Annotated in this window: 23 protein-coding genes; 13 read left to right on the top strand and 10 right to left on the bottom strand. The window is 61.0% G+C overall.

The window, feature by feature from the left end:
• Positions 1-39: 39 nt before the first annotated feature.
• Both yidD and AC0VX3_RS12565 read right to left on the bottom strand, forming a co-directional pair.
• Positions 40-390 (bottom strand): membrane protein insertion efficiency factor YidD, encoded by a 351-nt coding sequence (gene yidD, locus AC0VX3_RS12570; protein WP_475524992.1) that lies wholly within the window; start codon positions 388-390, stop codon positions 40-42.
• Positions 391-464: 74 nt separating this feature from the next.
• The gene (locus AC0VX3_RS12565) at positions 465-917 is read right to left on the bottom strand and encodes an iron-sulfur cluster assembly scaffold protein (RefSeq protein ID WP_475524991.1); all 453 of its coding nucleotides are present in this window, start codon (positions 915-917) and stop codon (positions 465-467) included.
• A 283-nt stretch (positions 918-1,200) separates the two neighbouring features.
• Here AC0VX3_RS12565 and folE point away from each other — a divergent pair, with 283 nt between their 5' ends.
• From folE to AC0VX3_RS12525, 8 genes are all read left to right on the top strand, one after another.
• A complete protein-coding gene (gene folE / locus AC0VX3_RS12560) occupies positions 1,201-1,836 on the top strand; it encodes a GTP cyclohydrolase I FolE (RefSeq protein WP_475524990.1) in 636 nt (211 codons plus the stop codon).
• A gap of 47 nt (positions 1,837-1,883) precedes the next feature.
• Entirely contained in the window at positions 1,884-2,339 is a 456-nt protein-coding gene (gene hisI, locus AC0VX3_RS12555) for a phosphoribosyl-AMP cyclohydrolase (protein WP_475524989.1), read from the top strand.
• Between the two features lie 202 nt (positions 2,340-2,541).
• A complete protein-coding gene (gene napE / locus AC0VX3_RS12550; protein ID WP_475524988.1) occupies positions 2,542-2,697 on the top strand; it encodes a periplasmic nitrate reductase, NapE protein in 156 nt (51 codons plus the stop codon).
• Positions 2,698-2,701: 4 nt separating this feature from the next.
• Positions 2,702-3,217 (top strand): ferredoxin-type protein NapF, encoded by a 516-nt coding sequence (gene napF / locus AC0VX3_RS12545; protein ID WP_475524987.1) that lies wholly within the window; start codon positions 2,702-2,704, stop codon positions 3,215-3,217.
• The gene (locus tag AC0VX3_RS12540) at positions 3,214-3,501 is read left to right on the top strand and encodes a chaperone NapD (protein ID WP_475524986.1); all 288 of its coding nucleotides are present in this window, start codon (positions 3,214-3,216) and stop codon (positions 3,499-3,501) included. Before napF ends, AC0VX3_RS12540 begins: the two co-directional genes overlap by 4 nt.
• Positions 3,498-5,993, top strand: coding sequence for a nitrate reductase catalytic subunit NapA (napA, locus tag AC0VX3_RS12535; protein ID WP_475524985.1), 2,496 nt, complete (start codon positions 3,498-3,500; stop codon positions 5,991-5,993). The genes AC0VX3_RS12540 and napA overlap by 4 nt, the downstream gene beginning before the upstream one ends.
• A gap of 8 nt (positions 5,994-6,001) precedes the next feature.
• The gene (locus AC0VX3_RS12530; RefSeq protein ID WP_475524984.1) at positions 6,002-6,472 is read left to right on the top strand and encodes a nitrate reductase cytochrome c-type subunit; all 471 of its coding nucleotides are present in this window, start codon (positions 6,002-6,004) and stop codon (positions 6,470-6,472) included.
• On the top strand, positions 6,472-7,128 hold the full coding sequence (locus AC0VX3_RS12525) for a cytochrome c3 family protein (RefSeq protein WP_475524983.1): 657 nt from the start codon (positions 6,472-6,474) through the stop codon (positions 7,126-7,128). Before AC0VX3_RS12530 ends, AC0VX3_RS12525 begins: the two co-directional genes overlap by 1 nt.
• Positions 7,129-7,189: 61 nt before the next feature.
• Here AC0VX3_RS12525 and AC0VX3_RS12520 read toward each other — a convergent pair whose 3' ends face one another.
• Positions 7,190-7,621: a CBS domain-containing protein gene (locus AC0VX3_RS12520; protein WP_475524982.1), complete on the bottom strand. Its 432-nt coding sequence runs from the start codon at positions 7,619-7,621 to the stop codon at positions 7,190-7,192.
• Positions 7,622-7,751: 130 nt separating this feature from the next.
• Positions 7,752-8,540, bottom strand: coding sequence for a rhomboid family intramembrane serine protease (locus tag AC0VX3_RS12515; protein ID WP_475524981.1), 789 nt, complete (start codon positions 8,538-8,540; stop codon positions 7,752-7,754).
• A gap of 586 nt (positions 8,541-9,126) precedes the next feature.
• Here AC0VX3_RS12515 and AC0VX3_RS12510 point away from each other — a divergent pair.
• The 3 genes from AC0VX3_RS12510 (at position 9,127) to AC0VX3_RS12500 (ending at position 11,991) form a co-directional block, all read left to right on the top strand.
• A complete protein-coding gene (locus tag AC0VX3_RS12510; RefSeq protein WP_342892413.1) occupies positions 9,127-9,771 on the top strand; it encodes a PAS domain-containing protein in 645 nt (214 codons plus the stop codon).
• Positions 9,772-10,309: 538 nt separating this feature from the next.
• Positions 10,310-10,945, top strand: a complete 636-nt coding sequence (locus AC0VX3_RS12505) for a PilZ domain-containing protein (RefSeq protein WP_342892412.1) — start codon at positions 10,310-10,312, stop codon at positions 10,943-10,945.
• A gap of 524 nt (positions 10,946-11,469) precedes the next feature.
• Complete coding sequence (locus tag AC0VX3_RS12500; RefSeq protein ID WP_475524980.1) at positions 11,470-11,991, top strand: transglutaminase-like cysteine peptidase; 522 nt, start codon at positions 11,470-11,472, stop codon at positions 11,989-11,991.
• Positions 11,992-12,166: 175 nt separating this feature from the next.
• On the opposite strand, the gene AC0VX3_RS12495 is transcribed toward AC0VX3_RS12500, so the two are convergent.
• Together AC0VX3_RS12495 and AC0VX3_RS12490 are read right to left on the bottom strand one after the other, a co-directional pair.
• Complete coding sequence (locus AC0VX3_RS12495) at positions 12,167-12,694, bottom strand: gamma carbonic anhydrase family protein (RefSeq protein WP_342892410.1); 528 nt, start codon at positions 12,692-12,694, stop codon at positions 12,167-12,169.
• A 6-nt stretch (positions 12,695-12,700) separates the two neighbouring features.
• Positions 12,701-13,027 carry a DUF6949 family protein gene (locus tag AC0VX3_RS12490; protein WP_342892409.1) on the bottom strand — a complete coding sequence of 109 codons (327 nt, stop codon included), beginning with the start codon at positions 13,025-13,027 and terminating at the stop codon, positions 12,701-12,703.
• Between the two features lie 174 nt (positions 13,028-13,201).
• Here AC0VX3_RS12490 and AC0VX3_RS12485 point away from each other — a divergent pair, with 174 nt between their 5' ends.
• On the top strand, positions 13,202-13,945 hold the full coding sequence (locus AC0VX3_RS12485; protein ID WP_475524979.1) for a hypothetical protein: 744 nt from the start codon (positions 13,202-13,204) through the stop codon (positions 13,943-13,945).
• 64 nt (positions 13,946-14,009) lie between these two features.
• On the opposite strand, the gene AC0VX3_RS12480 is transcribed toward AC0VX3_RS12485, so the two are convergent.
• Together AC0VX3_RS12480 and cysE are read right to left on the bottom strand one after the other, a co-directional pair.
• Positions 14,010-14,225: a DUF3126 family protein gene (locus AC0VX3_RS12480; RefSeq protein WP_342892407.1), complete on the bottom strand. Its 216-nt coding sequence runs from the start codon at positions 14,223-14,225 to the stop codon at positions 14,010-14,012.
• 120 nt (positions 14,226-14,345) lie between these two features.
• Positions 14,346-15,179, bottom strand: a complete 834-nt coding sequence (gene cysE / locus AC0VX3_RS12475) for a serine O-acetyltransferase (RefSeq protein ID WP_475524978.1) — start codon at positions 15,177-15,179, stop codon at positions 14,346-14,348.
• Positions 15,180-15,345: 166 nt separating this feature from the next.
• Between cysE and AC0VX3_RS12470 the strand changes: the two genes are divergently transcribed.
• On the top strand, positions 15,346-16,158 hold the full coding sequence (locus AC0VX3_RS12470; RefSeq protein WP_475524977.1) for an enoyl-CoA hydratase-related protein: 813 nt from the start codon (positions 15,346-15,348) through the stop codon (positions 16,156-16,158).
• Between the two features lie 177 nt (positions 16,159-16,335).
• On the opposite strand, the gene AC0VX3_RS12465 is transcribed toward AC0VX3_RS12470, so the two are convergent.
• Both AC0VX3_RS12465 and flgK read right to left on the bottom strand, forming a co-directional pair.
• Entirely contained in the window at positions 16,336-17,226 is an 891-nt protein-coding gene (locus AC0VX3_RS12465) for a flagellin (RefSeq protein ID WP_475524976.1), read from the bottom strand.
• A gap of 16 nt (positions 17,227-17,242) precedes the next feature.
• A complete protein-coding gene (gene flgK, locus AC0VX3_RS12460; protein WP_475524975.1) occupies positions 17,243-18,586 on the bottom strand; it encodes a flagellar hook-associated protein FlgK in 1,344 nt (447 codons plus the stop codon).
• Positions 18,587-18,598 lie beyond the last annotated feature (12 nt).

Below are 18,598 nucleotides of genomic sequence, written 5' to 3'. Positions count from 1 at the left end.
CAAATATGCGGTGGTCCCGACTGCCGGCGGCGGCGCGGCTCAGTCCAGCCGGTGTTCTTGCGCAATATGCCGGCCGCTCCAGCGGCCATAGCGCCAGGGCAGGAACCAGCGGGCATTCTCGGGCAGGCTGTCGGCAACCGGATCGAACCCGGACGCGCCCCAGGGATTGCACCGGAGTATCCGTGCCAGACCGACCCAACCGCCGGCCCAGAAACCGAACCGGCGGATCGCCTGCTCGGTATAGTCCGAACAGGTCGGAGCGTAGCGACAGCCCCGCCCCATCACCAACGACAGCGAATGGCGGTAGATCCAGATCAGGCCGACCGCGATCCGCCCGGCGACGGAAAGGGGCCTGCTTGCGTCCGCGTCCTGTATTGAAGGAGTGCACATGTGTTTTTCAGAGGTTTCTGATCGTTCGGGGCCCGAAAGCTGACACCTGAGCTGGCACCTGAGTGGCGCCGGCTTCACGCGACGATGTTGTCCTGCCCGGCCGTGGCCTCGATCTTGTCGATCGCGTCGACAACCGCGTCGAAAGTCAAGAGGGTGGAAGCGTGCCTGGCCTTGTATTCGCGCACGGGCTCAAGGAACTTCAGGTCGGCGAACCGGCCCTCGGGCGGCTCGCCCCCCTCCTTCAGCATTGCGCGCATGGCCCTGCGCACCTCCCGCAATTCGCCGGCGCTCGCACCGACGATGTTCTGCGCCATGATCGAGGACGACGCCTGGCCGAGGGCGCAGGCCTTTACGTCATGGGCGAAGTCGGAGACCACGCCGTCGTTCATGCAAAGATCCACCACGACGGTCGAGCCGCACAGTTTGGAATGCGCTTTTGCGCTGGCGTCCGGGTGCTCGAGACGGCCGATCCGGGGTATGTTCCCGGCATATTCCAGGATTTTCGCGTTGTAGATGTCGTCAAGCATTCTCGCCTCTTCGTGAAAGCCTGTGATGCGCGACACATTGATGGCGCACTGCTTTCATATATATAGATCAGACGCCACGGCAAATTCGCAAGGGCGGAGTGGTTGAAGTTGGTCGTCCCGGTGCCGCGAACGCACCTGAACCCGGCTTTACCGACTCGGAAACTGTGCGTTCGTCTTTTGCGTGGAGTATGATAGATGTCCGCGGCTTCGAAGCCCGGGCTTGTGATCTGTGCACCGCGAGCGCCGTATGATGAGTGACAAGGGTAATATTGCGAGGATCCCAATGGACGCTGTCCTCAAGCCGGTTGAAAAATCCTTCGAAAGGAAGACACCGGATCAGTTGCATCGGCCGAGCCGCGAGGAAGCCGAGGCGGCCGTGCGCACGATTCTCGCCTGGACCGGAGACGATCCGGACCGAGAAGGCCTGCTTGACACTCCCAAGCGCGTCGTCAAGGCGCTGAGCCAGCTTTACAGCGGCTATTTCGAGGATCCGGCAGAGCATCTGTCCCGGACCTTCGAGGATGTCGGCGGGTACAAGGATATCGTGCTGGTGCGCGGCATTCCTTTCCATTCCCATTGCGAGCATCACATGCTGCCCTTCATCGGTGAGGCGCATATCGCCTATTATCCGGCGGAAGGCGTCGTCGGCCTGTCGAAACTCGCGCGTGTCGTCGACATATTTGCCAAGCGCCTGCAGACCCAGGAGAACTTGACGGCGCAGGTCGCATCGGTCATTGACGATGCGCTGGCTCCGCGTGGCCTGGCCGTGATGCTGGAAGCAGAGCACCAGTGCATGACCATGCGCGGAGTCCAGAAACCGGGGGTCTCCACGATCACCACCCAATTCACAGGCGTCTTCCAGGATGATCCGGCCGAGCAGGCCAAATTCATGACCCTGGTGCGCGGCATGGGCGTTTAAGGTTCACGCCCCTGCCGGACTTTTCTACTGGCAGGGGTTCTTACCGGATGTGTCAAGCTGAATTATCCGAGCGCGGCGACAAGAAGGCGATCGAAGACGGCGATCTCCTGATGCCGAAGTTCGACGCCGACGGCCTGATTGCCGCTGTCGTCACCGACATCGCGACCGGCGAGGTGCTGATGGTCGGCTACATGAATGCCGAAGCGCTGAAGCGCACCATCGAAACGGGGGAAGCCTGGTACTGGAGCCGCTCCCGGCAGGAGTTCTGGAAAAAGGGCGCGACTTCCGGGCAGATCCAGAGCGTCCATGAAATCCTGACGGATTGCGACCAGGACGCGCTGGTGCTCAAGGTCTCCGTCGCCGGCAACGGCGCCACCTGTCACGTCGGCTACAGGTCCTGTTTCTATCGCAAGGTTGTCAGCGGAAGCGACGGCGCCGTGCGCCTGAAGCGCACGGAAGTGGATCGCGTCTACGACCCCGATGAAATCTACGGCAAGAAGTGAAGCAACCTGCGCAACAGCCGCTGCGACACCCTGCCAGAGCCTTGATTATTTTACTTGTTTCGAATTCTATTACATAATGTATAGGTAGTTAGACCTATATCGACAATCCATTGTTTCCGCCTACAGTTCCGGCGGGCGCAAAAAATCAGAAAAGAACAAACGGCCGTCCGAATCTACCAGCCCGCAAGCTGAGGGAGAGGCCATGGCGGAGAATGGTGTTCAGACAAAACGGGATGAACGCACGACGTTCATTTTGCTTGCCGTAGTATTGGCGCCGGCACTGTCTGTAGCGATTGTTGGCGGCTACGGCTTCATCATATGGATGTCACAGATCCTCCTCGGCCCACCAAGCGGCTGATCACATGTCGCCAGACCCCCAATTTTCGGCAAGCCGCAGGGGCTTTCTCAAACTTCCCAGCCAGCCGAAAACAGAAGCCCTCCGTCCTCCCTGGACGGATGAGCACAGCGTTGCCGCGAGATGCACGTCCTGCAACAGCTGCGTGGACGCCTGTCCCGAATCCATTCTCCGGCCCGACAGCGCCGGCAGGCCTCTGGTCGCGTTCGACGGAGGCGAATGCACCTTCTGCGGAAAATGCGCAGACGCCTGCAACGACGGTGTCTTCGATCCCGGCCGCCTCCCTCCCTGGAACCTGAAAGCCGCGTTTCAGCCGGGCTGCCTTCAGGATCACGGCATCAGCTGCCAGCTCTGCCGCGACATGTGCCCGACTTCCGCCATTCGGGTCGACCTGACCAAACGTCCCTTCGGCCGGCTGAAAATCGACGAAACAGCCTGCACCGGGTGCGGCGCCTGCCTGGCTGTCTGTCCGCAGAACGCCCTCGCCGTCACTTTCCCCCAGCCCGAAGCGGAGCAGGCATGAACGCAACAGTCCACATCGCCAGCCTTCTCGTGCACGCCACCAGCGAGCGGCGTGACGCGGTCGAGCGCGACATAGTGGCAATGGGAAACGCCGAAATCGCCCATGCGGACGGGGCCGGCCGGCTCATTGTCACGCTCGAGACGCCGAGCGAAGCCGAGATCATTCAGACCATGACAGACATTCAGTTGCTCACCGGCGTTGTCAGCGCCTCCCTTGTCTATCACCAGGCCGACGGCGAGCCAGACGCCGCGCCCACCTCCCTTCAAGGAGACAGCATCCAATGAGCGCAATAAGCAGACGCGATGTCATCAAGGCGCAAGCCGTGGCCGCGGCGGCAGCTGCGGCGGGCATTCCCGTGCCGGCGGCGGCCCAGAACCTGATCACCCATGCGGAGTTGACGGACTTGAAATGGTCCAAGGCCGCCTGCCGGTTCTGCGGCACCGGCTGCTCGATCATGGTTGCCACCAAGGCCGGCCGGGTCGTGGCAACCCACGGGGACGCGGAAGCGGAGGTCAACCGCGGCCTCAACTGCGTCAAGGGATATTTCCTGTCCAAGATTATGTACGGCAAGGACCGGATGACCACGCCGCTTCTGCGCAAGACGGACGGAAAATTCGACAAGAACGGCGCATTCGAGCCGGTCAGCTGGGACGAAGCCTTCGACATCATGGCCGAAAAATGGAAGGCCACCCTCAAGGCGAAGGGGCCCAAGGCCGTCGGCATGTTCGGGTCCGGCCAGTGGACCGTCTGGGAGGGCTATGCCGCCTCCAAGCTGATGAAAGCCGGGTTCCGGTCGAACAACATCGATCCGAATGCCCGCCATTGCATGGCTTCTGCGGTCGGCGGTTTCATGCGCACCTTCGGCATGGACGAGCCCATGGGCTGCTACGACGATTTCGAACACGCGGATGCCTTTGTCCTGTGGGGCTCCAACATGGCCGAGATGCACCCGATCCTGTGGACTCGGCTCGCCGACCGCAGGCTCAGCCATCCCCATGTCAAGGTCGCGGTCCTGTCGACCTTCGAACACCGCAGTTTCGACCTTGCCGATATTCCTGGCGTATTCGTTCCCCAGACCGATCTGGTCATCGCCAACTACATCGCCAATCACATCATCCAGACCGGCGCGGTGAACCAGGACTTCGTTTCCAGGCACGTCAATTTCCGCAAGGGTGCCCAGGATATCGGCTATGGCCTGCGGCCGGAAAATCCACTCGAGCAAGCCGCAGCCAATGCCGGCTCCGGTGCGTCGGAACCGATGTCGCTCGAGGAATTCGCCGAATTCGTGAAGCCTTACACCCTGGACTATGCCGCAGAAAAATCCGGTGTCCCCAGGGAGAGGCTGCAGCAGATCGCCGAGCTATACGCCGATCCGGACACCAAGGTGATGTCGCTGTGGACCATGGGTGTGAATCAGCACACCCGCGGCGTGTGGATGAACAACCTGCTCTACAACATTCATCTGCTCACCGGAAAGATCGCCCAACCGGGCAATTCGCCCTTTTCGCTGACCGGTCAGCCGTCCGCCTGCGGCACGGCCCGCGAGGTCGGCACCTTCGCCCACCGCTTGCCGGCCGACCTCGTCGTCACCAATCCCGAGCACCGGGCAACCGCCGAAGACATCTGGAAGCTTCCGGCCGGAACCGTGCCGGACTGGGTCGGCGCCCATGCGGTGCTGCAGAACCGCATGCTCAAGGACGGTGACATCAACTGCTACTGGGTGCAGGTCAACAACAACATGCAGGCCGCACCGAACATGATGGAGGAGGGTCTGCCGGGATATCGAAACCCGGACAACTTCATCGTCGTGTCGGACGCCTATCCGACGGTCACCGCCGAAGCCGCCGACCTGATCCTGCCCACGGCCATGTGGGTCGAGAAGGAAGGCGCCTATGGCAACGCCGAGCGGCGTACCCAGTTCTGGCACCAGCTCGTAGATGCCCCCGAAGGGGCAATGTCGGACATGTGGCAGCTGGTCGAGTTCTCCAAGCGCTTCACAACCGACGAAGTCTGGCCGCCGGAGTTGCTGGCCGACAATCCGGACTACAAGGGCAAGACGCTCTACGAGGTTCTGTACGAAAACGGCAATGTGAACGCCTTTCCCAACAGCGACCGCGCGGAAGGATACGGCAACCACGAAGCAGATGACTTCGGCTTCTACATCCAGAAAGGTCTGTTCGAGGAATATGCCCGCTTTGGCCGCGGTCATGCTCACGACCTTGCGGATTTCGACACCTACCACGAGGTCCGTGGCCTCAGATGGCCGGTAGTTGACGGCAAGGAGACCCGTTGGCGCTACAACAGCGCATACGATCCCTATGTCGCGGACGGCGCGGATTTCCAGTTCTACGGCAAACCGGATGGCAGGGCCGTTGTCTTCGCCCTGCCCTTTGAACCCGCGGCGGAAAACCCGGACGCGGATTTTCCTTTCTGGCTGTCCACCGGCCGCGTGCTGGAACATTGGCATTCGGGTTCCATGACCCAAAGGGTGCCCGAACTCTACAAGGCCGTGCCCGACGCCCTCTGCTTCATGCATCCCGACGACGCCGAGGGGCTCGGCCTGCGGCGCGGATCCGAAGTGCGGGTCAAGTCCCGGCGCGGCGAAATCATTACACGCATCGAGACCAGAGGCCGCAACAAACCACCGAAGGGGCTTGTCTTCGTACCCTGGTTCGATGCCCGCCAACTGATCAACAAGGTGACGCTGGACGCCACCGATCCGCTGTCGAAACAGACCGACTACAAAAAATGCGCCGTGCGCATCGAAGCCGTGTGAGGTCAGCCATGAAACGCATAGCAATTTGCCTGATTGCCGGTCTCGGCCTGCTGGCCGCTGCGGCAGCCACCGCCCAGGAAAGCGTGTCCACGCTGCGCCAGGCCACGCCACTGGCTGACAACGCGCCTGCCGCGCCCATGCCGAAACCGGTCAATTCCGATATCCGCCAGGTGCGCAACTATCCGGAACAGCCGCCCCTGATCCCGCACACGATCGAGGGCTACCAGATCGACAGGAACGCCAACAAGTGCCTGACCTGCCATGCCCGCGCCGCCGTGGAGATCAGTCAGGCACCGATGGTGTCGATCACCCACTTCATGAACCGGGAGAACCAGTTCCTCGCCTCGGTCACCCCGCGCCGGTATTTCTGCAATCAGTGCCATGTACCGCAAATGGACGCCAAGCCGCTGGTCGAGAACGAATTTGTCGACGTGGACAAGGTGCTTGAGTATGTGAAATCGAAAGAGGGAGCCAACTGATGCTGGCCTTCCTGAAGAGGCTCTGGTCCACGGCTCTGCGCCCCAGCGTGCACTACAGCCTCGGGTTCCTGACCCTGGGCGGCTTCGTGATGGGGATCATTTTCTGGGGCGGCTTCAACACCGCCCTGGAACTGACCAACACGGAGGCGTTTTGCACCGGCTGTCACGAAATGCGCGACAATGTCTTTGCCGAACTGAAACCGACCATCCACTACTCGAACCGGTCCGGCGTGCGCGCGACCTGCCCGGATTGTCACGTGCCGCATGAGTGGACGGACAAGATCGCCCGCAAGATGCAGGCCTCCAAGGAAGTCTGGGGCACGATATTCGGCACGATCAACACCCGTGAAAAGTTCCTTGAACACCGGCTGGAGCTGGCCCAGCACGAATGGGCCCGGCTGAAGGCCAACAATTCCCTGGAATGCCGCAACTGCCACTCCGCCGAGTCGATGGACATCACCCGGCAAAGCCCACGGGCATCGCAAGCCCATGAAAGGTTCCTGTTTACGGGTGAGAAAACCTGCATCGACTGCCACAAGGGCATCGCGCATCATCTCCCGGACATGTCACAGGCCGCCTGGGAAGATGATGACCGCGCAGACACGCTGAAGCGCGCGACCGCCTTTCTGGAGGCCAGACAGAGCGAAGCGAACTGATCCGAACAGGCAGGCAACGTTGCGAAAGGCCGGCCTTTCCGGCCGGCCTTTTGTGCCTGGGTCAGGTCATCGTGATGTAACTGCGCATCTGCTCGGCCTCGAGCTCGACCTGCGCGATCTTGAACTTCACCACATCGCCGATCGAGATGACGCCGGTAAGCTTGCCGTCCTTGACCACCGGCATGTGCCGGAAGCGGCCCTGGGTCATGCGCGCCATCACTTCATTGATGTTGTTGTCTTCCGTGCAGGTCACGACGTTCTTGGTCATGACGGTGGAGACAGCCAGTTGCAGGGCCGACGCACCCTGATTGCCGATGAAACGCACGATATCGCGCTCTGAGATGATGCCCTCGATATCAAGGTCACCGCTGCAGACGACGACCGCCCCTATCTTGTTTTTCGCCAGGGTTTCACAGATTTCGCTCAACAACGCGTCACTACGCGCGGTTATCGTTTCGTGGCCCTTCCCACTCAGGATCGCGGCTACGGTCATCCAAAACACCTCCCATGGCATCAATGCCCGTTACATACGGGGATCTCCATCATGGCAAAAAAAACTGTCCACGCAAACCGTTGTGGTGAGCCTTGGAACCGTTATCAAGCACGGAAGTACCGTTGGGGCATCAGTGAAGCCGCCGTTGCGGCACCGGATCGAGAAACGGGAACAGGGCGAGACCGGCGACAAATCCGCCGATATGCGCCTGCCAGGCGACGCTGGCCGGCTGTCCCGCCAAGGGGCCGCTCATCAGGCCGAACAGGAGATTGAGACCGAACCAGACCCCGACGAACACCAGAACCTGCTGATTGCGAAGGCATTCGGACAGCGGTTGCGCGGGCACGAGATAGGCACGGCGGTCCGAACTGCGGAAAGCGCCCAGCGGTCCGCCAAGCTCGAAAACGAACCGCAGGGCAGCCGCCATCTGGCCGGAGATCGCGGCCGAGGCCCCCACCATGGGCGCGGTATCACCCCAGTTTGTCGCCAGATGCGCCAGGGCCCCGCCGACAGCGCACAGGGCGGAGAATACCAGGAACCGCCCTGCCCCGAACCGGCGCGCGACGGCGGTTCCGAAAATCGCCATCCAGAGAAGGTTGAAGATGATGTGCATGGCACTGCCATGCAAAAAGCCGTAGCTGACGAAACCCCAGACGCTCGAAGCAACTTCAACCGGTGTCAGGCTGGAGAATGCCGCGTATTTTACCGGCCAGAAGGCAAACAGATATACGACAAGATTGTCCCATCCTCCGGGCAGCACGAGAGAGCGCAGCAGATGGATCGCGACCATGACACCGCCAAGCCAGACAATGACCGTCGGCAGATTGAAAATCGGCGGTTCCGAGGGCCGTTCGCGTTCCCCGTCTTTTCTGGCCTGCTCGCGCCGGGCGCGCTCTTTGTCGAACTGATAGATGCTCATGAAACCTCAGACTATACGGGCGCCGAATTCAGGCTGACTCACGAAGGAAGCCTAAGCAAGATCCGGGACAAAACAAGGGCGGGTGGTCGCGCAATCAGGTTCAAGTGCAGGATATAGTGAATCCCCGGTGTTTCATGAAGAGGCATCAAGCAGGCGCCAGACAACAAAACGCCGGTCATCCTCAGAATGACCGGCGCCTTGCGATGCCCCCCGAATAGCGGTCGCGTCCCCACGCGCCTCAATCGGCCCTGTGCTCACGTCGCCCGGCGCTTGTTTTGCCGCAAGCCGGCTCTTGTTGGCCGATCCTCACGGTGCGCTGCCTTGTCGGCGAACCCGGATACCTCCCACCCGAACTCTTCGTGAACAAGACCTTAAGCTGCCAGCCCGCCCCCGGCAGAGCAAGCTTTACCTCCAGTTAACCTTAACAATCCCCGCCGGCCTGAAGCACGCGTCAACTCAAGGACTTGGCACACCCCCTGCTTAGGAACACTCAAACAATCACAGGGAAAGGCATGCGTCCCGTTTTGAAACAGACACTGTCTTGAGACGAAACACCGGACGCAGATCGGCAAAGAGGCGATACCAGATGAAACATGGCGTGACCCAAACACTCTATAACTATTGGGACAACCTGCGCGGCGCCCGCCCGGCCCCAAATCGCAGCGAAGTCGATCCGGGCGAGATCCGCGGTCTGCTTGGCGACACGTTCATCCTGGAGACCAGCGGGCCCAGGGATGTACGGTACCGCCTCGCCGGTACCCGCCTGTGTTCGGCACACTGCCGGGAACTGAAAGGCCGCAATTTCCTGCGCGGCTGGAGCGAAAAGGACAAGGAAGCCCTTGAAAGCCTGATCGCCGCGATTGTCGAGGACGGCGCGGCGGCGGTGATCGGCATCAACGGCCATACGGAACGCGACCACGTCCTGCAGATGGAAATGCTGCTGGTACCGCTCAACGTGCCTGGCGAAGGCCGAGTCCGCATTCTGGGCAGCTGTACTCCGATGGAAAAACCCTACTGGATCGGTCTGCATCCCATTTTGAGGCAGAGCGTCAGCAGCCTGCGCCTGGTCTGGCCCGACGAACGCCCCTATTTCATGGAATCGCAGGCATCGGTGAACCCGATCTTGCCGCGTTTCACTGCGGAAGGCCTTTCCATGCCGACACCTCCGCTTCCGAAGGGGGCCGAACGCAAGGTCGGACACCTGACGGTCTATTCCGGCGGCAAGCCCTGACAAGATCGCCCACGTCCGGAGGCCCCCGACACGCCCGCGCAAAGGCCCAAACAACGGTATTTGCGCGGCGCGCGCGCGGTCTCAACCGGCAAGGCGATTTTTTTCCCGGGCCGGTTCCGGCATATTTCACACGCCCATTGAGTGAATTGCCATGGCCAGTTTTGCTGCCCATCACCAGGCACGCGCGCCGGATGTAACGAACCGAAAGCGCAGCCCGACGCCCGGAGAGAAACAGGCATCAGAAGTATTTTATTTATTTAAGTCAATAATTTAGCAAAAATCGACAAGACCGGAAACAGTGCAGGACGGTGCCGTGGACAGTGGAGGCTTGCTGCCCCACGCACAGCCACACAACCTGTGGAAGAGCCCTCGTTTCATACGCGGAATGCGTCATCACGACCCCGCGACCAGGGCGCCCGGACCGCCGCACTCTTACACATCGTTAACCCCAGCTGCCTAAAGTAGACACTGGACGTCTTCAGAATCGCATCTCGGCCGGGAAAAGTGCGATTTTCGCACGGGTTTGGATACAGCAGCCATGAGCGCCGGATTGGCAACAGCACCAGAAGGAAGCAAATCGCTTCAAGTCACTGACCGCCGGCGGCACCAACGGGTTCAGGTGAACATTCTTGGCCGGTTCATGCTTGAGAACCGCTGCGAGTATCCGTGCCAGATCATCGACATGTCCCCGGGCGGCATGGCCATGATCACACCGGTGACCGGCAGGGTCGGCGAACGCGTGATTGCCTATCTCGATCATATGAGCCGCGTTGAAGGCAAGATCGCCCGTCTGATCGAGGGTGGTTTCGCGGTCGAGCTGCGCAACACGATCCGCAAGCGCGACAAGATCGCCAATGTCCTGACCTGGCTGGCCAACCGGGACGAACTCAATCTTCCCGAAGACCGCCGCCATGACCGCTTCGTTCCGAAGAACCCGATGACGAAGATGATCCTCCCGGACGGAACCGAGCATGTCTGCCGGGTCGTTGACGTGTCCCTGTCCGGTGCGGCAATCGCCACCGATGTTTTCCCCGAATCCGGTGACAGGATCACGCTCGGCAAGATGACCGCGCGCGTGGTCCGCCGCATCGAAGGCGGCATCGCGGTCGAATTTGCCGCCGTACAGAGCCGCGCCCTGCTGGAACAGCACATCACGGATCCAGACGCGGGCTGACGACGCCTTCGAAATTCCTGAAACAACCGCTCTATCGAACCCGGCATTCCGTCATGTACAAAGGCGGCCGCCGGGTTTTTTGCCGTCTCGGCCCCGCCGCACCGGTTCCAGTCAAAGAAAATTCAACTTTTTTTCGCCGCCCCGAGAAGCTGCCCCAACGGCAGATTTAGGTTGCGGGAATGCCTTCGTGCCGTCTTGCCGGGCAGCCCCTTCAGTGCAGTATCGGGGGTTTTTCTATATTTTACGGGCACTTACAGAGGATATTTCCAATTTTACGAAAATTTTCCTCAAACTTAAATCGAATAAGAATCAAACTAAATTCAAAATAAACTAAAATAAACATCAAACACAATTATAGTTTTACTTTGAAGTTTTTCTCCAAATAAAATCCAGTCAGTCATCGTTACGTCAGCCTTGGGGAGGGCGTTACGATGAAATTACTTAGAAATACAGTACTCGCAACTACCTTGATCTTGACGTCGATCGCATCCGGCACGTCTGCGTTTGCCGACCCGGGACGCTTCATGATCATGAGAACGTCGGTGAAAGCACCGGTGGGCCATGTCCAGTTCTGCCGGGAAAACACGGGCTCATGTCCACGTGAAAAGTACGAACCGGTTGTGGTCCGGCTGGACGAAGCCCGCTGGCAAGAACTCATCGCCATCAATGCGGACGTCAACCGACGTGTCCGGCCGATGACCGACACCGATCTGTACGGCAAGGAAGAACACTGGACCTATCCTGTCAACGGATACGGCGACTGCGAAGAATACGTGCTGGAAAAGCAGCGTGTGCTGATCGAAGCCGGCTGGCCGAAAAGCGCGCTTCTGATCACCGTGGCCAAGGACATCCAGAATTCCGGCCACGCGGTCCTGACCGTGCGAACGGACCATGGCGACATGATCCTCGACAACCAGATCGAGGCCGTTCTGCCCTGGTACTCGACGCCGTATCGTTACATCAAACGCCAGTCCGCACGCTCACCCGTGCTGTGGACCGGCATTTCGGACACACGCGTGACCACTGTCAGCAGCGTGACGAACTAGGATTGGGAATTGGCCGGTTCGCCGGCCATACGGACGATCCGGTCGCGTCCCCACCCTCCCCATCCCTACCACGACCGGATCCAGGAAGCCGGCCTGCCCCCCGCAGGCCGGCTTCCGCCTTTTCAGGGTCATGAAGTCAGGGATGGAGCAATCGGGCCGGCGCTCTGGTAAGAGATCAGGCTTCCCGCAGGCCCGCCTTGAAGCGGCGCCAGTTGCGGACGTACCCCTCGGCCGATTTCGCGATATCGGCCGCAGCCGTATCGGGCAGCGTCCGGACAACTTTCCCCGGCACGCCGACAACCAGCGAATTATCCGGGATTTCCTTTCCTTCCGCGATCAGCGCGTTGGCGCCGATGATGCAGTTCGACCCGATGACGGCGCCATTGAGCACGGTCGCGCCCATGCCTATCAACGAGTTGTCCCCGATCGTGCAGCCGTGGAGGATCGCATTGTGGCCGACGGTGCAATTGGCACCGATCGTCAGGGGATGCCCCATGTCGGTATGGAAGACACAGCCATCCTGGACGTTGGAGTTCGCACCCACGGCAATCGTTTCATTGTCGCCGCGCAGAACGGCGCCGAACCAGACACTGGCGCAGTCGTGCAGAACGATGTCGCCGATCAGCGTCGCGGTCGGAGCGATCCAGTAGTCACCGGTGTCCGGAAAAACGGGTCTGCGCCCGTCGAGCGAGAATACGGGCATGAAACCTCAGTTGTAACCGATGAGCACCAGGGCGACATTCATGACCATCACCCCGGAACACATGCTCCACATGCCCGCAATGGTGGAGGACGCGACCAGCCAGCCGAGCGGCCGTTTTTCGATCCGGCGTCCGCGGATGGCATTGCGCATGATGATGAACGGACCGGCGAAAACGCACACGACGATACCTGCGAAGAATCCGGGCAGGTTTTCTCCGGCAAAACTGAATCTGGGTGGTTCGCGGGTGATCAACTGATAGAGGCTGCCAAGCACCCCGGCAGCCACAAAACCCGCGCATGCGATATATCCAACGAGAAGTAGATCGAACAGCACGGCCGTTAACCCCTTGTTAACTCTTCCCCACGGAAACTGATGAAGAATTCCTTAAGGGTCAAGAGCAAAGACTGTGCCGGAACGGCGAATGGGCCAAATCCCCGAAACACCGCCGCTTGATGCGGTTAAACGACCATCCCCGACCGGGACATGTGTTCCGTATCGGGACAGGCTGTGCCAATCCTGCGCAGTCCGGCATGGGACGGCCCGCTGGTGATCCCTGTTTCCCTTCCCCAGCCCATCAGGACGCAACCGCGCCACTTCACCTGGCTTTCAGGGGCGATCTGTGTCCTCGGGGCCGCGCTTTTTGCGTTGAAGGTGCACGGCTGGTCGGAGTACGGACTGCCGGTTTCCTTCGTCCCGTCGGATGAGCCGGTGTCCGTATCCGTGGGCCCGGCAACGCTCCGTTTGCCGGAGAGCTATATCGCGACCGCCCGCCAGCGCCGCATGTCCCGCCTTGAGGATGCGCGCTTCGAAATGCTTCGCCTGGCGGTGCGCTGGCCCGTCATGTCCGCCGCCGACGCACCGGCCGGGGTCATCGTCCCCGAGAACGGGACCATCGTGATCGAGCTGGAAAGCAGCCCCGGACGGGAAAGCCTTCGCGCCAGGCTGGATCCCTTTTACCGCCGGCTGGCAAGGGGCGGCGAACTGGCGGGACCGGACGGACTGAAGATACTGAGCCTGTCCGCGCGCGGGGAACCGGCCGCCGATCTGATCGCCTTCGATCCAACGGCGCAGAATGGCTTCATCGCCAGGTGCCGCAGCACACCACCTGCGGTCTCCGCCATATGCCACCGCGCCTTCACCGGAGCTTCCGGCGTTGAGGTTCGTTACAGTTTCGAACAGGCGCTGCTTTCCGACTGGCGCCAGATCGACCGGGCCGTCGCCGAAAAGATACTGGAATTCCGGCTGCGTTAGCCACTCACAAAAAAACGGCCCGCGACGGGCCGTTCTTTTTTGGCAGGCTTGATCCCGGATACGCTCAGACGTCTTCCAGGTCGATTTCCAGAATGGCCATCTGGAAGTTCCAGCTCAGGTCCTCGTCCTCATCGTCGCGAAAGATCACGCCGATAAATTCCTCACCGATGTAGACTTCCGCGGAATCGTCCTTGCGAGGACGGGCGCGAACCTGAAGGCTCGGCAATTCGAACTTCGAACGCATATACACTTCGATCTTGCGGATTTCATCGGGCTTCACGGCGATCTCCTGATAGTGCCAATGATTTTTGACTGGCCGGGACCCTACAGGAGCAGGTGCCGATGCCAAAGCCTTTCCGTGAGCTATCCCCGTCTTCCTGAGCCCGTTTGGCAGCCAGTTTCAGACCGACGGATGATCCTCGCCGAGCAACTGGTTCATGCTGCGCGCGGGCTCCGCGCACCCTGCCTTGCCGACGATCCTGGCGGGAACGCCCGCAACCGTCGTATTGGGCGGAACATCGGCAAGCACGACCGATCCGGAAGCGATCCGCGAGCAATGGCCGATCTCCAGGTTGCCGAGCACCTTCGCCCCCGCCCCCAGAAGCACACCGCAGCGGATCTTCGGATGACGGTCACCGCCCGTCTTGCCGGTTCCGCCGAGCGTCACCCCTTGCAGGATGGAGACGTTGTCCTCGATCACCGCTGTACCGCCCACGACGATGCCCGTGCCATGATCGATGAAGATGCCGCGTCCGACCGGGACCGCCGGATGAATGTCGATCTGGAAAACCTCCGAGGCACGGCTCTGCAGGTACAATGCAAAATCCTTGCGCCCCTTGCGCCACAGCCAGTTGGCGAGCCTGTGGGTCTGAAGACCGTGAAAGCCCTTGAAATAGAGCACCGGTTCCAGGTAGCGGAAACAGGCCGGATCACGATCGTAAACGGCGACGATGTCGACCCGGAAGATCTTGGCGAGTTCCGACTCGTCCGCCAGCGCTTCCAGATAGGTCTGGCGGATGAGCGATGCGGAAACGATGTCGCGGCCCAGGCGCTCGCCCAGCCGATGCACCACGGCCTCTTCCAGGCTGTCGTGATTGAGCACCGTTTCATAGACGAAAGAAGACAGCGCCGGTTCCTGCGCAACCATGGCCTGCGCTTCGCTGCGCAACTGGTGCCAGACCGGATCGTGGGTGGGAACCTGTTGCAGACCGGACTTGCTGATCGGTGCGGACATCGCCTGTTTCCTTTTCAAGCCGTCACGTTCGAGACCTAAGATAGGACTGTCGTCTGATATTCCAAAATGAAACTTCCTGATATCAGATATGAAGCTTTATGATGAACCCGCAAAATTCCTAATTTTCAGTGCGATAACGTCACATACCGTGTTTTGAGGAAACCGCATGCCATCGTGCAAGAGTTCCCCTGCCCGCCCCGACAATCCGCTTCGGAGCGTTCGCGGGCCGATCGCGGAACTGCTGTTGAACGCCCCAGCCCGCAAGAACGCGCTTCCGCTTGCGGCCTGGCAGGCGCTTCCCGGAGAGCTCGAAATCGTGCGGCAGGACCCGTCGGTGCGCGTGTGTGTCCTGCGCGGTGCGGGCGGCGAAAGCTTCTGCGCTGGCGCGGATATTTCCGAATTCGAGGCAATCCGCTCCACTCCGGCCGCTGCGAAACACTATGACGACATCAATGTCGCTGCCTTCAAGGCACTGAAATCCCTTCCTGTGCCCGTCATTGCCGCCATCGAGGGTCCTTGCCTCGGCGGTGGACTCGGCCTGGCGCTGGCCTGCGACCTGCGCATCGCCGCCGGTTCGGCCAGCTTCGCCATCCCGGCAGCCAGGCTGGGACTGGCCTATCCGCCGGAAGCGCTCGGCGATCTGCTCGAAGCCGTCTCGCCGTCGGAGGCCAAGAAACTTCTGTTCATGGCGCAAAAGCTGTCTTCGAGCGAAGCCCTGCGCATCGGCCTGATCAATGAGGTGGTCGAAGACACCGAACTGGACAGCCGGATTGAGGCCCTCTGCGCGCTTGTCTGCGACAACGCCCCGCTCTCCCTCAAGGCGGCCAAGCGGGCCATCAACCTGCTTGCAGCCCCTGCCCGGGCAGAAAATCTGGCAACGCTCCTTGAGGATGCCAGGACTTGCATCGACAGCGCGGACTACCGGGAGGGCTGCCGGGCTTTCCTGGAAAAACGCCCAGCACGGTTCAAGGGCACTTAACCACCTCGCCGGGCCATCTGACCGTACCTTCTGGCCGTACCTTCTGGCCGCGACACGCTGCGCCCTGGAGCATGTCGCGTTAAATTGAATTCAGGAAATCGCCCGAACGCATTTGAAATGCAAACGCTGCCTCAGGCGTCTTCCTGAACCCATGAAGCCACTTAAACGCGACATGCCCTAGAAGAGATAGTCGAGCACCGACAGATCGTTCAGGGAACCGAGGGCCGCGTAACTCGCTTCCAGCTGGACTTCGTAGCTGGATGCCTCGACGATGAGTTCGGCGATATCCGCCGAGGACACCTCCGTGATCATTTCCTCGGCACTGGCGATAAAGCTCTCTTCGGACGTGATGAAACTTTCCAGACTGGCGGCGGTAGTGGACGACATGCTCTGCAGTGCGATGATCCCGTCCTGGGCACTGACCAGCAGGTCCGACAGCGTCGCGACGTCATCCATCGACAGGGGATCCGCACTCGCCGCATATGAAATCGCGCGCAACGCCGCCTCGATGGCGTCCTCGTCCGCGGTGACACCATATTCGATCGTCCGATCCGTGCCGAGGCGGACCGACTGGGTGTAGTCGTCGCCCGTATAGTAGCCGGTATCGACATCCGTGAGAGTGGCCGCCTCGTAGGTCTGCAGGTCGACCGGGGCATCCTGCGTGGAACTGCCGGCGAAGAGATAGCGGCCGGCAAGCTGGGTATTCAGCAAGGAGGCCACATCCTCCAGATAGGATGCGGCGACCGTCTGCAGGCCGGCGATGTCCTCCTCGGTCAACACGGCCGTGACGTTGCTGCGCATTGAAGTGAGAATATCGCTGATCCCGCCGAGCACCGAATAAGTCGTCTCGACGCGGATCAGCGTGTCCCCGGCAGCATTCACCGCCGCCTGAGACCGGGAGACCGACACCTCCAGGTCGACCAGAGTGACCGCAGATTGCCCCAGCCCGGCATAGTCGCCGGACAGGATCCCGCTGGCCTGCTGCTCCTGGTTCTGCGCGAGCCTGGCCTGGGTCTGCAGCGCGCTCTGCAGGATCATCGATGTCTGGCTGAATGTGGCAACGCGCATGACCATCGTCCCGCTCCTATTGTACCGCGGCCATCAGGTCGTCGAACATCTCCTGAACCACGCTCAGAAGCGTCGATGCGGCGGAGTAAAGCTGTTCGAGTTCCGAGAGCCGGACCAGTTCCTCATCGATATTCACCCCGTAGGTGGAGGATATCGTGTCCGAGACCGTGGTCAGTTCGGTCTCGGCAAGTTCGAGCCGTGTCGCGGCTGCGGTCGCCTTGCTGACCACATCGGCAAGCAGATCGCCGGTATACTCCGTGAAGGTCATGGAGCCACCCGCGTGACCGCCGGCTGCATTGAAATCTGCGTCCGACTGCAGGACGTCCAGCATGTCGTAGGCGACCTCGGACGGCAGCGTGTCGCCGAGCATCAGGGCGGGTGTCTCCCGCACGGCGTCGCTGACCGCAATATCCGCCGCCCCGGTCCCGGTCAGCAGGCCCGGGCTCACGGAATTCATGCCGGCGACGAACACCGTCGCAAGTTCATCGAGCATCTCCAGGGTTTCCGGCAGGGTCTCGTCGCGCAGGGTGATCAGGGCGCCGAGGCGGCCGCTGTCCAGGTCGTCCGTGATGTCCGTCCCGTTGACGGTAATGGCGGTCAAGCCGTCAGACCCGGTGTCGGCGTCGAGCAGGTGAGCCGTGTCACCGACCAGAATCTGTCCGCCGCTGGTATAGACCTTCACCGTGCCGTCTTCGCCGTTGAAGGTGGTGATCTCCACCTGTTCCGACAGCGTCACAAGCGCGGCATTCAGATCGTCCTCGAGATCCGCCGTCGCCGCGCCGCGCGCCGCGGCCGCCTCGATCTGCCCGTTCAGGGTGTCGATCGTCTCGATGGCCTGGTTCGCAGCAGTCACTGCATCGACGATTTCCGCGTCTGCGGTGGCGATCTCCTCCTGGATCTCGTCTACCTGCTGTCTCACCTGATAGGTCAGGTCTTCCAGTGCCGACACCGCCGAGCTGGCCAGGCTTGCGCTTTCCGGGGTCTGCGCCAGGTCCGTCAGCGCGGCCTCGAACGCGGCAATCGTGTTTGCCAGGGAGTTTCCGTCGCCATCATCCCCGGTGGTCTGCCCCAGGGATTGTTGCAGGCTGTCGAGATAATTTGCGGTCACTGTCGCACCGGCCGTCTCCGACGTTGCGCTCAGCAGATCCGCCATCAGGTATTTGCTGACGCTCGACGAAATGCCTGAAACGGAGACACCCGCCCCGTAGCCCAGCGTCGACTGCGAGGTCACGCTGACGGACTTTGCGGTATAGCCCTCGGTGTCCGCGTTGGCGATGTTCGCCGACGTCACCGAGACCTGAACCTGCGACGCCGTCAGGGCACTGCTTGCGATCAGGCTCGCGACATTGAGGCTGGACATCGGGCTGTCTCC

It is taken from the genome of Roseibium sp. QJM3NY_11 (assembly GCF_056173175.1).
Note: the sequence above shows the minus strand (reverse complement) of the source record. Positions and strands in the feature narration are given on the sequence as shown.